Genomic DNA, 12,842 nt, shown 5'->3' with positions numbered 1-12,842 from the left:
TTCTGTGAGGTCCCGGCCCGTGGGGTCACAGCCGTGGGGCCCCAGCCTGCGCGGCCCACGCCGGCGCAGCCTCCGTACGTACGAGAAAGTGAAGCCCGTGTCCGCACTCTCATCGCGTCTCCCCGCCTTCCCCTGGGACAAGCTGGAGCCGTACAAGGCGACGGCAGCCGCCCACCCGGACGGCATCGTGGACCTCTCCGTCGGCACACCGGTCGACCCGGTCCCCGAGATCGTCCGTGCCGCGCTCGTCGCGGCGGCCGACTCGCCGGGGTATCCGACGGTGTGGGGGACCCCTGAGCTGCGCGACGCGCTAAGCGGCTGGTGCGAGCGCAGACTCGGCGCGCGCGACGTCGCGCACACCAACGTGCTGCCGGTCGTCGGCTCCAAGGAGCTGGTGGCCTGGCTGCCCACCCAGCTCGGCCTGGGCGCCGGTGACCGGGTGGCGTACCCGAGGCTCGCCTACCCGACGTACGAGGTGGGCGCGCGGCTCTGCGGTGCGGAGCCGGTCGTGTACGACGACCCGACGGAGCTGGACCCCGAGGGCATCGGGCTGCTGTGGCTCAACTCGCCGTCCAACCCGACCGGCCGGGTCATCGGCCGGGACGAGCTGGTGCGGATCGTCGCCTGGGCGCGGGAGCACGGCATCCTGATCGCGAGCGACGAGTGCTACTTCGAGCTGGGCTGGGAGGCCGAGCCGGTCTCCGTGCTCCACCCGGATGTCTGCGGCGGCACGTACGAGGGGCTGATCGCCGTCCACTCGCTCTCCAAGCGCTCCAACCTCGCGGGTTACCGGGCCGCGTTCATCGCGGGCGACGCCGCCGTGCTCGGCGAGCTGCTCCAGATCCGCAAGCACGGCGGGATGATGACGGCCGCGCCGGTACAGGCAGCGGTGGTCGCCGCGCTCGGCGACGACGTACACGTGACGGAGCAGCGGGAGCGGTACCTGTCCCGGCGCACCGCGCTGCGCACCGCCCTGGAGGCGCGGGGCTTCCGGATCGAGCACAGCGAGGCCAGCCTCTACCTGTGGGCGACCCGCGACGAACCGTGCTGGGACACGGTCGCCCACCTGGCCGAGCTGGGCATCCTGGTGGCGCCGGGCGACTTCTACGGGGCGGCGGGCGAGCGGTTCGTCCGCGTCGCGCTGACCGCCACGGACGAGCGGGTGGCGGCGGCGGTGAAGCGGCTGGGCGAGAAGTAGCCCGCCGCACGTACACGGCGAGGGGCCCGGGGAGTGCGCACTCCCCGGGCCCCTCGCCGTGTACGTGGCCCTGGCGGGCCCGGACCTACTGGCCGATGGGCAGTCCGCCGACCGGCAGCTTGCCCGCGGTCGGCAGGGCGCCGCCGGCGCTCTGCGCGGTGCCGCCGACCAGGGTGCCTGCGCTGCCCGCGGTGTCACCGGCGGCCTTCTGGGCGGCGGGAGCGGCGGTCTTGCCGACAGCGCCGACGGTCTTCCCGGCGGCCGGGACGGTCTTCTTGACGGCCTTGCTGCCGGCGTCGCCGGCCATGCCGGTGGTCGTCCGGGCCGCACTGTCGACGGAGTTGCCCAGGCCGGCGCCGTCGAGGGCGGTCACGCCGCCCAGGTTGGGGGCCTGCGGGAGTTCCGCGGCGCTTGCGACGCCGGCCGCACCGACCACGGGGGCCGCGCCCGCCGCGATCAGCAGCGCGGTACGGGCGATCCGACGGGTCAGGGAGAGGGACATGGTGCTCCTTGAGCGGGAGGGGACGTTGACTGTCCGGCGTCCGGACGGTGTGACAACCGCTCGGGGGGAGGGGGAAGTTGCGGTGCACCAAGGTAAAGACTACGTAATGTGTCGCATTATCGGGTTCGGATAAAAACGGACAAACGGTAGTGCGGTGACAGTACTGCTGAACCGTCACTTCCCTTGGGCCCGCTGGGGTCCCCGGAGAGGGGAGGGGGCGGCTCCGAAGGGGGTCCCGAACAGCTGCCGGGCCGGCCGCGGCAACCGCTTCCGAGTGAGGGTTCGTATGCCTGTACGGGGGGCTGCCGGGGGTCTATTTCGTGACGGTAATGCGGACTTCGTCCGCGTCCCGGCCCGCGCCGCGCCCCGTCGGGCCGCCCTGCCCGGTGCCTGTCCCGCGCCAGGACGCCTCGCCCGTTCCCGCGGCCCACTCACGGCCCGCGTACGAGACCCGCTGGATGTGGAGCGCGGCCGAGTTGGCCACCGCCCAGTGCGCGAGCTCCCAGCCGCGCTGCTTCGAGGAACCGCTGCCGGGCGCCGGCCCGACGGCCCGCGCCGTGGTCGTACGGACCGGCAGCAGGACCTCCGAAGGCTGCGCGGACCTTCCGGCGGGCAGTACCCCGGACCCGAAGGCCCGCGTCAGCGCGGCACGCACCCTGGCCGGGTCGCCCGCCCTGCTGCTCTTCGTCGCCGAGCAGGCGAACGAGGCGGGCGCGTGGCCCGTCAGCGCGGCGGACAGCAGCGCGGCGTCCGGCTCGTGCTTCGCGTACGCCTGCGGGAAGCCGCTCCGCTGCACCTGCTGTGCCGCCTCCGTCAGCGGCAGCCGGGAGTAGCCGGGGATCTTCGCCAGGTGTTCGTAGAACTTCCCCGCCGAGTAGACCGGATCCATGACCTGCTCGGCCGTGCCCCAGCCCTGCGAGGGCCGCTGCTGGAAGAGGCCGAGGGAGTCCCGGTCGCCGTGGTCGAGATTGCGCAGCCCCGACTCCTGCAGCGCGGTCGCCAGCGCGATGGTCACCGCGCGCTCCGGCATGCCGCGCGAAGTGCCCACGGCGGAGATCGTCGCCGCGTTGACGGCCTGCTCGGGACTGAGCCGGTAGGTGCTCCCGTCCGGCGGGCCCGCGGTGCAGCGCGGACCGCCGCCGCCCCCGCTGATGTACTGCACCAGGACGTAGCCGGCCAGCGCCAGCAGAACGGCGACGGCGGCCACGATCCGGACGATGCGGCCGCGGCGAGGCGCGGCAGTGGGCTGGGACACAGGGTCACCGTACTGGAGCACGGGTTAGGGTCTGAGCCATGTCGGAGACCCCGCTTGACCTCACACTCGATGCCCCGGCCCTGACCGCACAGCTGGTCGACTTCCCGTCCGAGAGCGGTGCCGAGAAGCCCCTCGCCGACGCGGTGGAAGAGGCGCTGCGGGCCCTCCCGCATCTGACTGTCGACCGGTACGGCAACAACGTCGTCGCCCGGACGCAGCTCGGCCGCGCCGAGCGGGTCGTGCTGGCGGGACACCTCGACACCGTGCCGATCGCGGACAACGTACCGTCGCGGCTCGACGAGAACGGCGTCCTGTGGGGCTGTGGCACCTGTGACATGAAGTCGGGCGTGGCCGTACAGCTGCGGATCGCGGCGACCGTGCCCGAACCAAACCGGGATCTCACCTTCGTCTTCTACGACAACGAGGAGGTCGCAGCCGAACTCAACGGCCTCAAGCACGTGGCCGATGCGCACCCGGACTGGCTCGCGGCGGACTTCGCCGTCCTGCTGGAACCCTCCGGCGGTGACGTCGAGGGCGGCTGCCAGGGCACCCTGCGAGTGATCCTGCGCACCAAGGGCGAGCGTGCCCACTCGGCGCGCAGCTGGATGGGGTCCAACGCGATCCACACGGCCGCCCCGATCCTGGCGAAGCTGGCCGCGTACGAGCCGCGCAGGCCGGTGATCGACGGCCTGGAGTTCCACGAGGGCCTCAACGCCGTACGGATCGAGGCCGGCGTGGCGAACAACGTCATCCCGGACGCCTGCACGGTGGTGGTCAACTTCCGCTACGCGCCCGACCGCACCGAGGAGCAGGCCCTTGCGTACGTCAAGGAGTTCTTCGCCGGATGCGACATCGACGAGTTCACCGTCGACGACCACACCGGCGGCGCCCTGCCCGGTCTCACGCACCCGGCGGCGGCGGCCTTCATGGCGGCGGTCGGCGGCGAGGCCCGCCCGAAGTTCGGCTGGACGGACGTGTCGCGCTTCAGCGCCCTCGGGGTGCCCGCGGTGAACTACGGCCCCGGCAACCCGCTGCTCGCGCACAAGCGCGACGAGCGGGTCGACATCACGCGGATCACGCAGACCGAGGAACGACTCCACTCCTGGCTGACCGGCTGAATTTCCTCATTCGTCACGTGTGCGGACCTAGTCTGTCCGGACACGTACAGCGGAGGGAGCACAACATGGGCAACCCTGAGGGAGCGCCGGCGCCGGAGGAACAGCGACTCGGCCCGGTGGTGCGCCGCCGGGAGCAGGTCCAGCCCGGCACCACCGACCAGCGGCTGCTCGACACCACGGAGAAGGGCTCCGCGGACTGGCTGCACACCGACCCCTGGCGGGTCATGCGCATCCAGTCGGAGTTCGTGGAGGGCTTCGGCGCACTGGCCGAACTGCCCAGCGCGATCAGTGTGTTCGGCTCGGCCCGTACCGCTCCGGGTTCGCCGGAGTACGAGGCGGGCGTACGGATCGGCCGCGCGCTGGTCGAGGCGGGCTTCGCGGTGATCACCGGCGGCGGGCCCGGCGCGATGGAGGCGGCGAACAAGGGCGCGCGGGAGGCCGACGGCGTGTCGGTCGGTCTCGGGATCGAGCTGCCCTTCGAGCAGGGGCTCAACCCGCATGTCGACATCGGGGTGAACTTCCGCTACTTCTTCGTCCGTAAGACGATGTTCGTGAAGTACGCGCAGGGCTTCGTGGTCCTGCCGGGCGGACTCGGCACCCTGGACGAGCTGTTCGAAGCACTCACCCTGGTCCAGACCCGCAAGGTGACACGGTTCCCGATCGTGCTCTTCGGTACGGACTACTGGGGCGGCCTGGTGGACTGGCTGCGCGGGACCGTGGTGGCACAGGGGAAGGCGTCGGAGCGCGATCTGCTGCTGTTCCACGTCACGGACGACGTGGACGAGGCCGTGGCGCTGGTGACGAAGGAGACGGGGCTGTAGCCGGGCTGCGGGGGCCCGCGGGCCGGGCGGGACCCGGCCCGCGGTTGCGCCACGCCGCCGTTACGCCAGCCCCCGCCGGGCCACCGCCGGTTCCCGGTGGCCCGCGATCGTGGCCACCATGTCGAGCACCTGCCGGGTCTCCGCCACCTCGTGCACCCGGTAGACCTGCGCCCCCAGCCACGCCGACACCGCCGTCGTGGCCAGCGTCCCGATGAGCCGTTCCTTGACCGGCCTGTCGAGCGTCTCACCCACGAAGTCCTTGTTCGACAGGGAGACCAGGACCGGCCATCCCGTCGCGGTCATCTCGCCGAGCCTGCGGGTGGCCTCCAGCGAGTGCCGGGTGTTCTTGCCGAAGTCGTGGCCGGGGTCGATCATGATGCCGTCGGGTCGCACCCCGAGCGCGACAGCCCGCTCCGCGAGGCCGACCGTCACCCGCAGGATGTCGTCCATGACGTCGTCGTACGTGACCCGGTGCGGCCGGGTGCGCGGTTCGGCGCCGCCCGCGTGCGTACAGACCAGGCCCGCGCCGAACCTGGCTGCGACCGCGGCCAGTTCGGGGTCCACCCCGCCCCACGCGTCGTTCAGCAGATCCGCGCCCGCCTCGCACACCGCCGCACCGACGTCGTGCCGCCAGGTGTCGACGCTGATCACCACATCGGGGTGGCGCCGCCGCACTTCGGCGACGAAGCCCACCGTGCGCCGCGCCTCCTCCTCGGCCGTGACTTCGTCGCCGGGGCCCGCCTTGACCCCGCCGATGTCGATGATGGCAGCCCCCTCGGACACCGCCTGCTCCACGCGGGACAGCGCGGGCTCGTCACGGAAGGTCGCCCCCTGGTCGTAGAACGAATCCGGGGTCCGGTTGACGATCGCCATGATCACCGGCTCGTGCGCGTCGAACTCACGCCGTCCCAACCGCAGCATCCGTCTGCTCCTCTCGCCTGTCATCCTCGGACCCCTCCGAGGGGCCCTTGCACTATGCCCGCCCGGGTCGCGTGGTCCGGCACCGCGTCTCGCGGCGTTGCCGAAAAGCCAGGTGGCTCCACCCCCAAGGCCTTCAGGGCCAGGGGAACTCCCATCCCGGACTCCCCGGCGCCTTGCGAGCACGGCACCGGACCACGCGGCTCACCGGACGCTCACAGGCAAGGACCCCTGAGCCGACTGTGACCCTAACGGCCTCGCACGCACGGCTGGTACGCATGGGACGATCGGACCCGCACGGTTCCGCTACCCGGGGAGAGGCTCACTCGTGTTCTTGTTCTTGCTGATCGCGATGGTCGTGGTGGTCGCCGCTGTCACCCTCGCGGTGATCGGCGGCGGTGACGGCGCCGCGCTGTCCGGGACGTCCCCCGAACTGCCCGTCGACCCGCTCCCCGCCGCCCGCCCCGTGGGCCGCGCCGACATCGAGGCGCTGCGCCTGCCCATGGTGGTGCGGGGCTACCGGATGGCCGACGTGGACGACGTGCTGGGCAGGCTGGGTGCCGAACTGGCCGAGCGCGACGCGCGGATCGCGGAACTGGAAGCGGCGCTCGCCGGCGCGCGGGCCGCCGCGGTCACCGACGAGGACCCCCGGCGATGACACCGGACGCCGTTCCGGGAGCCGACGGCAGGCTCCGCTGCCCCTGGGGGGTGTCCAGCGAGGACTACGCGGAGTACCACGACACCGAGTGGGGCCGCCCGGTGCACGGCGACGACGCGCTGTACGAACGGCTCTGCCTGGAGGCCTTCCAGTCCGGGCTCTCGTGGATCACGATCCTGCGCCGGCGCGAAGGGTTCCGTAAGGCGTTCTCCGGGTTCGGCATCGCCGCTGTGGCGGCCTTCACGGACGGCGACCGGGACCGGCTGCTCGCCGACCCGGGGATCATCCGCAACCGGGCCAAGATCGACGCCACCCTCGCCAACGCCCGCGAGCTCGCGGGCTGGGCGCCCGGCACGCTGGACGCACTGATCTGGTCGTACGCCCCGGACCCGGCCGGCCGCCCGGCGCCCCGCCGCACCGCCGACGTACCCGCGGTGACGGCGGAGTCCACGGCGCTGGCCAGGGAACTCAAGAAGCGTGGCCTGCGTTTCGTCGGGCCGACCACGGCCTACGCCCTGATGCAGGCGTGCGGTCTGGTCGACGATCACCTGGCCGACTGCTTCGCCCGCCGGGCCCCGGCCGGCGGCTGACCGGTCCTGTGGTGCTCAGCGCCCGAGATACCGCGGCTTCGTCTTGCCCACGAAGGCCTCCACCGCGATGAGGTGGTCCTCCGACGCGCCCGCACGTGTCTGGAGCTCGTCCTCCTTCTCCAGCGCTTCGCGCAGCGGGTGGCCCGCCCCGTAGGCCAGGGACTCCTTGATCGCGGCGTACGCGACGGTGGGGCCTTCGGCGAGTGCGCGGGCCACGGCGAGCGCCTCCGCCGCCAGATCGGCCTCGGGCACCAACTTGTTGGCGATTCCCAGGTCGTACGCCTCCTGAGCGCCGAACGAGCGCGGGAACAGCAGAAGATCGGCGGCGCGGCTCTGGCCGATCAGCCGCGGCAGGGTCCAGGAGACGCCCGAGTCGGCGGTGAGCGCGACACCCGCGAACGACGTGGTGAATTTGGCGGTGTCGGCCACGACCCGGTAATCGGCGGCGAGAGCGAAGCCGAGGCCGGCCCCGGCGGCGACGCCGTTGACGCCGGCGACGACCGGCTTCGGCATCTCAGTGATGGCGCGCACGATCGGGTTGTAGTGCTCCCGCACGGTGGACATGGTGCGCCCGGTGCCCGTCTCGCGGTCGGACGTGAGCGAGGAGATGTGCTCCTTGAGGTCCTGCCCGACGCAGAAGGCGCGCCCGGTGGCGGTGAGGAGTACGGCCCGTACGCCGGAGGCCGCGGCCGCGGCCTGCAGCGCGTCACGCAGGGCGGCCTTCGTCTCGGTGTTCATCGCGTTCATGGAGTCGGGACGGTTGATGGTCACCGTCGCGAGTCCGTCGGTCACCTCGTAGAGCACGGTGTCCGCCATGGGGCCCTCCACTGCTGGGTTTCGGCTGCTGGTGATGCGGTTTCGTCGTCCGCAGCTCAGCATGCCGGAGATCATCGGCGGCGAACATGTGACCTGCGTCAAACAATGCAGGTCGAGAATGGTGCGCGAGGCGGCGCAGTATCGCAGGAGGAACGCCGAATTGAGTGGTTTTGAGGAAGTGCGTTGCGCAAGCGATGCAGACCGATGTTGGTCATCGGGTCCTGGGATGCGGGATAATGGCCGAGAAGCAATATGTTCGATGCCGGTGACACCTGGGTTGTCGGCTGCGATGAGCTGGTTTCAGGAAGGGGAACGAGCATGGCGGCCATGAAGCCGCGGACGGGCGACGGCCCGCTCGAGGTGACCAAGGAGGGGCGGGGCATCGTCATGCGCGTTCCGCTCGAAGGCGGCGGACGACTTGTTGTCGAGCTGACTCCGGACGAGGCCGATGCACTCGGCGACGCGCTGAAGAAGGTCGTCGGCTGAAGCGGACGCCCCCAATGTTCTCCCCACTGCCCCGGCTCCGGCCGGGGCAGTGTTGTTTTGCGGGGCGTTGCCAGGGATGCGGGCCGGGCCGGGGGGCTGGAGGCCCGCCCTCGTGGCGAGTTCAGCCCAGGCGTACGGCGCAGAGCAACCCGTCGCCGACCGGCAGGAGCGAGGGCAGCAGCTCCTGGCTCTCGCGCACGGTGCGCAGCAGGTCGCGCAGGTGCAGCACTTCGGCGGGCTGGGCGGCGGAGTCGACCGTACGTCCGTCGGCGAAGACACCCTCGAAGCAGACCAGGCCGCCGGGCCGCAGCAGGCGCAACGATTCAGCGAGCACGTCCAGCGACTCCAGCCGGTCACCGTCGCAGAAGACGAGGTCGTACCCGCCGTCCGCGAGGCGCGGCAGGACGTCGAGGGCCCGGCCGGGGATGAAGCGTGCCCGGTTCGACGCGAAGCCGGCCGAGCGGAACGCCTGACGGGCGAACCCCTGGCGCTCGGGCTCCGGGTCGACCGTGGTCAGGACGCCGTCGGGGCGCATGCCCTGAAGCAGATAGATGCCCGATACGCCCGTTCCTGTGCCGATTTCCGCCACCGCTTTGGCGTCCGTGGTGGCAGCGAGCAGCCGAAGTGCCGCGCCGGTGCCGGGGGAGACCGAGGGCAGGCCTGAGTCGCGGGCCCGGTCGCGGGCCCAGCGCAGGGCTTCGTCCTCGGCGACAAAAGCGTCGGCGAACGCCCAGCTCGTCTGCCGGTTGGCGGTAATGGCCCTCTCCTGTCCCCGTAGTTGGCGCACTCGTGACTGTATCCGCTGCGTCCGGGAACCCGCAGATGGGACCGGGCGTTGTAGGAGGGCAGGGGGGATGCGGAATGTACGAGGAATCCGGCAATCAGTCTTATCCGGAGCTAACGGGCGAGGTGGCTATGGTAGGGGCTCCACTGGACACCACCAGAGCCGACAGGGGAGGTGCGGCTGCGCCTGTGGATCGGGGAGGAGTGCTGCGGCGCTTTCTCAGGTCGGCGGGTGAGCCGAAATCCGTGACCGACATTGCTGACAGCTCCAGCGCTGCTGACTCCGTACAGACCGCGACCTTCGCCTCAGACGCGGACGCGCAGGCATGGACTCCGCCCTCGTGGGAGGAGATCGTCAGCACGCACAGCGGCCGGGTCTACCGGCTCGCGTACCGCCTGACCGGCAACCAGCACGACGCCGAGGACCTCACCCAGGAAGTCTTCGTCCGCGTCTTCCGCTCGCTGTCGACGTACACACCGGGCACCTTCGAGGGCTGGCTGCACCGCATCACCACGAACCTCTTCCTGGACATGGTCCGCCGCAAGCAGCGGATCCGCTTCGACGCCCTCGGGGACGACGCGGCGGAGCGGCTGCCGAGCCGGGAGCCGTCGCCGCAGCAGGTCTTCCACGACACCCACTTCGACGCGGACGTCCAGCAGGCGCTGGACACGCTGGCGCCGGAGTTCCGTGCGGCCGTGGTCCTGTGTGACATCGAGGGTCTGTCGTACGAGGAGATCGCCGCGACGCTGGGCGTCAAGCTCGGAACCGTACGCAGCAGGATTCACCGTGGCCGCTCCCACCTGCGCAAGGCGCTCAAGCACCGTTCGCCCGAGGCCCGTCGCGCCGAGCAGCGCGCGCTGGCCGGGGTGGCATCCGGCATGGACGGAGAGGATGGGACCGCGTGAGTGGATCCAGTCCGACCCCGGCCGAGCAGCATCTCGGGGACCGGCTCGCCGCCCTGGTCGACGGTGAGCTGAAGGACGACGCGCGCGAGCGGGTGCTGGCCCACCTCGCCACCTGTGCGAAGTGCAAGACCGAGGCCGACGCACAGCGCCGACTCAAAAGCTTCTTCGCCGAGACCGCGCCCCCGCCGCCGTCCGAAGGGCTGCTCGCCCGCCTGCAGGGGCTCCCGGGCGGACCGGGCGGGGACGGCCCCGGTCAGCGCGGACCTTTCGGCGGACGCTTCGCCGACGAACTCTTCGGGCCCGCCGGGCGTTCCCCGGATCCCCGGATCGACACGTTCGGCTATGTTCCCGCGGGCCCGCATGCCACCACGCTTCCGGGCGGCGGCCCGGACAACGGTTTCCGGATCCACCCGGTGGGCCGGACCGACCAGGAGCGATCGGCCTGGCGTGGACGGAGGTTCGCCTTCGCGGCAGCCAGTGCGGTCTCCCTGGCCGCCATCGCGCTGGGCGGCACGCTGCCGCTCGACGGAGCGGGCGACTCCCCGGCGCGCAACGACGGCGTTCCGAGCAACGTGACGCCGATGAGCGCCACGGACCCGGTCGGTATCGGCGCGGCCCTGCACCGCCGCCGGGCCGGAGGGGATGCAGGTGCCGCGCTGAACGACCGCGGACAGGCCCCTGCCCTGCCCACTGCCTTTGCCGCACGGCGCTCGACGTCCGCACCCGACGGCCGTTCCGCCCAGCAGTCGCTGTACTCGCTCACGACCCCGCTGGTCACGGTCTCGTCGCTGTCCGATGTCCGTCCCCCCATGGCGGCTGCCCCGCCCGCGCGGCCCTCGCAGCCGAGCCCGACGGCCACGCCGTCACCGGCCCGCCCGGCCGTCCCCGGCTCCTCGGGGCTCCCGGCCTCCGGCCGGCACTGACTCCTGCCCGGCACCGGGTGGAGCCCGCCGAGCGGGCCCCGGTGAGCGGGAAACCTGGTTGAATCGCTGCTGGCTGCCCGCCACAGGGCGGCGGAGCGTGGGGCGGGTGCGGGGAGAGCATGGACGACGGGAAGCTCACCGGGCGGGGCGCCACGTGGTGGAGCAGCCCCGCCGAACACCCCGCGCAGCCGCGGTCCGAACAGCAGCCGGAGCCGCCACGGGACGGCACCCGGCCCGAGCTTCCGCGGTCGGCACGGCCTGATCTTCCCGGAGGCCCGGAACACGCGGTCGGCCCGGACGGCGCCGCAGGGGCTGCCTCCGCAGGGAACGGCAACCCTGCCGTCCGGCCACGGGCGCTGCACGACCGCGACCCCTACAGCACCCCGCCCTACGGCGGGCCGGGCCCCTGGGCCCCGGCGCCGCCCGTCCAGCGGCCTGTCCCCACACCGGCAGGGGGCACCCACGTCCCGTCGCCGTACACCGGTGCGGCTCAGACACCGCAGCACCACATGCCGCAGGCACCCCACCAGCCACTGCCGCCGCAGACACACCAGCAGCCGCTCCCGCCGCAGCAGCCCCAACCGTCGTATGCGTCCGCGCAACAGCCCGGCCATCAGTCCATGCAACAGCCCGGCCACCAGTCCATGCGGCAGCAGACCGTGCATCAGGTGTCGCCGTGGCTGCGCCACGACCCGTGGGGCGCGCCCCCGCTCGTGTCCTCGCCCCCGCCCCCGCCCGCCGAGGGGAAGAGACGCCGCCGCGGCGCCGTCGTGGGAGCGGTCGTGCTCGCGCTCGTCACCGGGGCCATCGGCGGCGGAGTGGGCGCGTACGCCGAACTGAACGGCTCGACTCAGGTGCGGCTCCCGCAAGCGGGCAGGGAGAGCCCCGCCCGCGCGCCCGGCACCGTGGCGGGGATCGCGGCGAGCGCGCTGCCCGGTGTGGTCACCCTGCATGTCGGGGGAGGCGGCCGGGCGGACACCGGAACGGGTTTCGTCCTCGACCGCGAGGGGCGCATCCTCACCAACGACCATGTGGTCGAACCCGCCGGATCCGACGGCGACATCACCGTCACCTTCAGCGGCGGCCAGAGCGCCAGGGCCGAGGTCGTCGGCAGGGACAGCGGCTACGACCTGGCCGTGGTCAGGGTCACCGGCGTCTCCGGACTCACCCCGCTGCCCCTGGGCAACTCCGACAACGTCCAGGTCGGCGATCCGGTGGTGGCCATCGGCGCACCCTTCGGCCTGGCCAACACGGTGACCTCCGGCATCATCAGCGCCAAGCACCGCCCGATCGCGTCGGGCGGTGCGCAGGAGGACGGCGGCGACACCAGCTATGTCGACGCTCTCCAGACCGACGCCCCGATCAACCCGGGCAACTCGGGTGGCCCGCTGGTCGATGCCAAGGCCCGGGTCATCGGCATCAACAGCGCGATCCGTGCCGCCGACGGCAGCCCGGACACGGGGGAGAGCCAGGGCGGTTCGATAGGGCTGGGGTTCGCGATCCCCGTCAACGAGGCCAAGCGGGTCGCGGAGGAGCTCATCAACACCGGCAGGGCCACCCACCCCGTGATCGGCGTCACACTCGACATGGGGTACGCGGGCGACGGGGCCCGGGTGGCGGACAGGGCGAACGACGGCGGCCCCGCGGTGGCGCCCGGGGGCGTGGGGGCCGGCGCGGGCGTCGAGCCGGGGGACATCGTCACAGGTGTGGACGGTGAGCCGGTGCACAGCGCCCAGGAGCTGATCGTCGCGATCCGGGCCCACCGGCCGGGTGACGCACTCGCTCTCACGGTGCGCAGGGACGGCCGCGAGCGGCCTGTGACCTTGACTCTTGGATCGGCCGACGGCACATGAAAGGTCAGCGGGAGG

The 12,842-nt window shown here is 72.3% G+C and carries 13 protein-coding genes and 1 pseudogene; 9 read left to right on the top strand and 5 right to left on the bottom strand.

What is annotated here, in order from left to right; genetic code table 11:
* Nucleotides 1–97: 97 nt before the first annotated feature.
* A complete protein-coding gene (gene dapC / locus OG584_RS11260) occupies nt 98–1,198 on the top strand; it encodes a succinyldiaminopimelate transaminase (RefSeq protein ID WP_405777537.1) in 1,101 nt (366 codons plus the stop codon).
* Nucleotides 1,199–1,283: 85 nt separating this feature from the next.
* On the opposite strand, the gene OG584_RS11255 is transcribed toward dapC, so the two are convergent.
* Nucleotides 1,284–1,700, bottom strand: coding sequence for an ATP-binding protein (locus OG584_RS11255; protein WP_405777535.1), 417 nt, complete (start codon nt 1,698–1,700; stop codon nt 1,284–1,286).
* Nucleotides 1,701–2,013: 313 nt separating this feature from the next.
* Complete coding sequence (locus OG584_RS11250) at nt 2,014–2,955, bottom strand: hypothetical protein (protein WP_405777533.1); 942 nt, start codon at nt 2,953–2,955, stop codon at nt 2,014–2,016.
* 38 nt (nt 2,956–2,993) lie between these two features.
* On the opposite strand from OG584_RS11250, the gene dapE reads away from it, so the two are divergent.
* Complete coding sequence (gene dapE / locus OG584_RS11245) at nt 2,994–4,073, top strand: succinyl-diaminopimelate desuccinylase (RefSeq protein WP_405777531.1); 1,080 nt, start codon at nt 2,994–2,996, stop codon at nt 4,071–4,073.
* 65 nt (nt 4,074–4,138) lie between these two features.
* Entirely contained in the window at nt 4,139–4,894 is a 756-nt protein-coding gene (locus OG584_RS11240) for a TIGR00730 family Rossman fold protein (RefSeq protein ID WP_405777529.1), read from the top strand.
* A gap of 60 nt (nt 4,895–4,954) precedes the next feature.
* Here the strand turns inward: OG584_RS11240 and folP are convergent, their stop codons facing one another.
* The gene (folP, locus tag OG584_RS11235) at nt 4,955–5,815 is read right to left on the bottom strand and encodes a dihydropteroate synthase (protein WP_405777527.1); all 861 of its coding nucleotides are present in this window, start codon (nt 5,813–5,815) and stop codon (nt 4,955–4,957) included.
* A gap of 325 nt (nt 5,816–6,140) precedes the next feature.
* Here folP and OG584_RS11230 point away from each other — a divergent pair.
* Both OG584_RS11230 and OG584_RS11225 read left to right on the top strand, forming a co-directional pair.
* Nucleotides 6,141–6,458: pseudogene (locus tag OG584_RS11230) on the top strand (DivIVA domain-containing protein); the annotation flags it as partial.
* 8 nt (nt 6,459–6,466) lie between these two features.
* Nucleotides 6,467–7,060 (top strand): DNA-3-methyladenine glycosylase I, encoded by a 594-nt coding sequence (locus OG584_RS11225; protein ID WP_405777525.1) that lies wholly within the window; start codon nt 6,467–6,469, stop codon nt 7,058–7,060.
* Nucleotides 7,061–7,075: 15 nt separating this feature from the next.
* Here the strand turns inward: OG584_RS11225 and OG584_RS11220 are convergent, their stop codons facing one another.
* A complete protein-coding gene (locus OG584_RS11220) occupies nt 7,076–7,876 on the bottom strand; it encodes an enoyl-CoA hydratase/isomerase family protein (RefSeq protein WP_405777523.1) in 801 nt (266 codons plus the stop codon).
* 318 nt (nt 7,877–8,194) lie between these two features.
* Between OG584_RS11220 and OG584_RS11215 the strand changes: the two genes are divergently transcribed.
* The gene (locus OG584_RS11215; RefSeq protein WP_003966491.1) at nt 8,195–8,362 is read left to right on the top strand and encodes a DUF3117 domain-containing protein; all 168 of its coding nucleotides are present in this window, start codon (nt 8,195–8,197) and stop codon (nt 8,360–8,362) included.
* A gap of 121 nt (nt 8,363–8,483) precedes the next feature.
* Here OG584_RS11215 and OG584_RS11210 read toward each other — a convergent pair whose 3' ends face one another.
* Entirely contained in the window at nt 8,484–9,149 is a 666-nt protein-coding gene (locus OG584_RS11210) for an O-methyltransferase (RefSeq protein ID WP_405777521.1), read from the bottom strand.
* Between the two features lie 128 nt (nt 9,150–9,277).
* On the opposite strand from OG584_RS11210, the gene sigE reads away from it, so the two are divergent.
* The 3 genes from sigE to OG584_RS11195 all read left to right on the top strand — a co-directional run bounded on the left by sigE (nt 9,278) and on the right by OG584_RS11195 (nt 12,827).
* Nucleotides 9,278–10,051, top strand: a complete 774-nt coding sequence (gene sigE, locus OG584_RS11205; protein ID WP_405777519.1) for an RNA polymerase sigma factor SigE — start codon at nt 9,278–9,280, stop codon at nt 10,049–10,051.
* Entirely contained in the window at nt 10,048–10,974 is a 927-nt protein-coding gene (locus OG584_RS11200) for a zf-HC2 domain-containing protein (RefSeq protein WP_405777518.1), read from the top strand. The genes sigE and OG584_RS11200 overlap by 4 nt, the downstream gene beginning before the upstream one ends.
* A 119-nt stretch (nt 10,975–11,093) precedes the next feature.
* Nucleotides 11,094–12,827 (top strand): S1C family serine protease, encoded by a 1,734-nt coding sequence (locus OG584_RS11195; protein WP_405777516.1) that lies wholly within the window; start codon nt 11,094–11,096, stop codon nt 12,825–12,827.
* Nucleotides 12,828–12,842: the final 15 nt, after the last annotated feature.

This window comes from Streptomyces sp. NBC_00859, from assembly GCF_045161865.1.
Lineage (GTDB): Bacteria > Actinomycetota > Actinomycetes > Streptomycetales > Streptomycetaceae > Streptomyces.
The sequence above is the reverse complement of the archived record's forward strand: the minus strand, read 5'-3'. Positions and strand labels throughout refer to the sequence as shown.

Bases quoted from the DNA above. Each gene is read 5' to 3' on its own strand.
- OG584_RS11255 (WP_405777535.1), bottom strand. From the start codon at position 1,700: ATGTCCCTCTCCCTGACCCGTCGGATCGCCCGTACCGCGCTGCTGATC.
- dapE (WP_405777531.1), top strand. From the start codon at position 2,994: ATGTCGGAGACCCCGCTTGACCTCACACTCGATGCCCCGGCCCTGACC.
- OG584_RS11240 (WP_405777529.1), top strand. From the start codon at position 4,139: ATGGGCAACCCTGAGGGAGCGCCGGCGCCGGAGGAACAGCGACTCGGC.
- folP (WP_405777527.1), bottom strand. From the start codon at position 5,815: ATGCTGCGGTTGGGACGGCGTGAGTTCGACGCGCACGAGCCGGTGATC.
- OG584_RS11225 (WP_405777525.1), top strand. From the start codon at position 6,467: ATGACACCGGACGCCGTTCCGGGAGCCGACGGCAGGCTCCGCTGCCCC.
- OG584_RS11220 (WP_405777523.1), bottom strand. From the start codon at position 7,876: ATGGCGGACACCGTGCTCTACGAGGTGACCGACGGACTCGCGACGGTG.
- OG584_RS11215 (WP_003966491.1), top strand. From the start codon at position 8,195: ATGGCGGCCATGAAGCCGCGGACGGGCGACGGCCCGCTCGAGGTGACC.
- sigE (WP_405777519.1), top strand. From the start codon at position 9,278: ATGGTAGGGGCTCCACTGGACACCACCAGAGCCGACAGGGGAGGTGCG.
- OG584_RS11195 (WP_405777516.1), top strand. From the start codon at position 11,094: ATGGACGACGGGAAGCTCACCGGGCGGGGCGCCACGTGGTGGAGCAGC.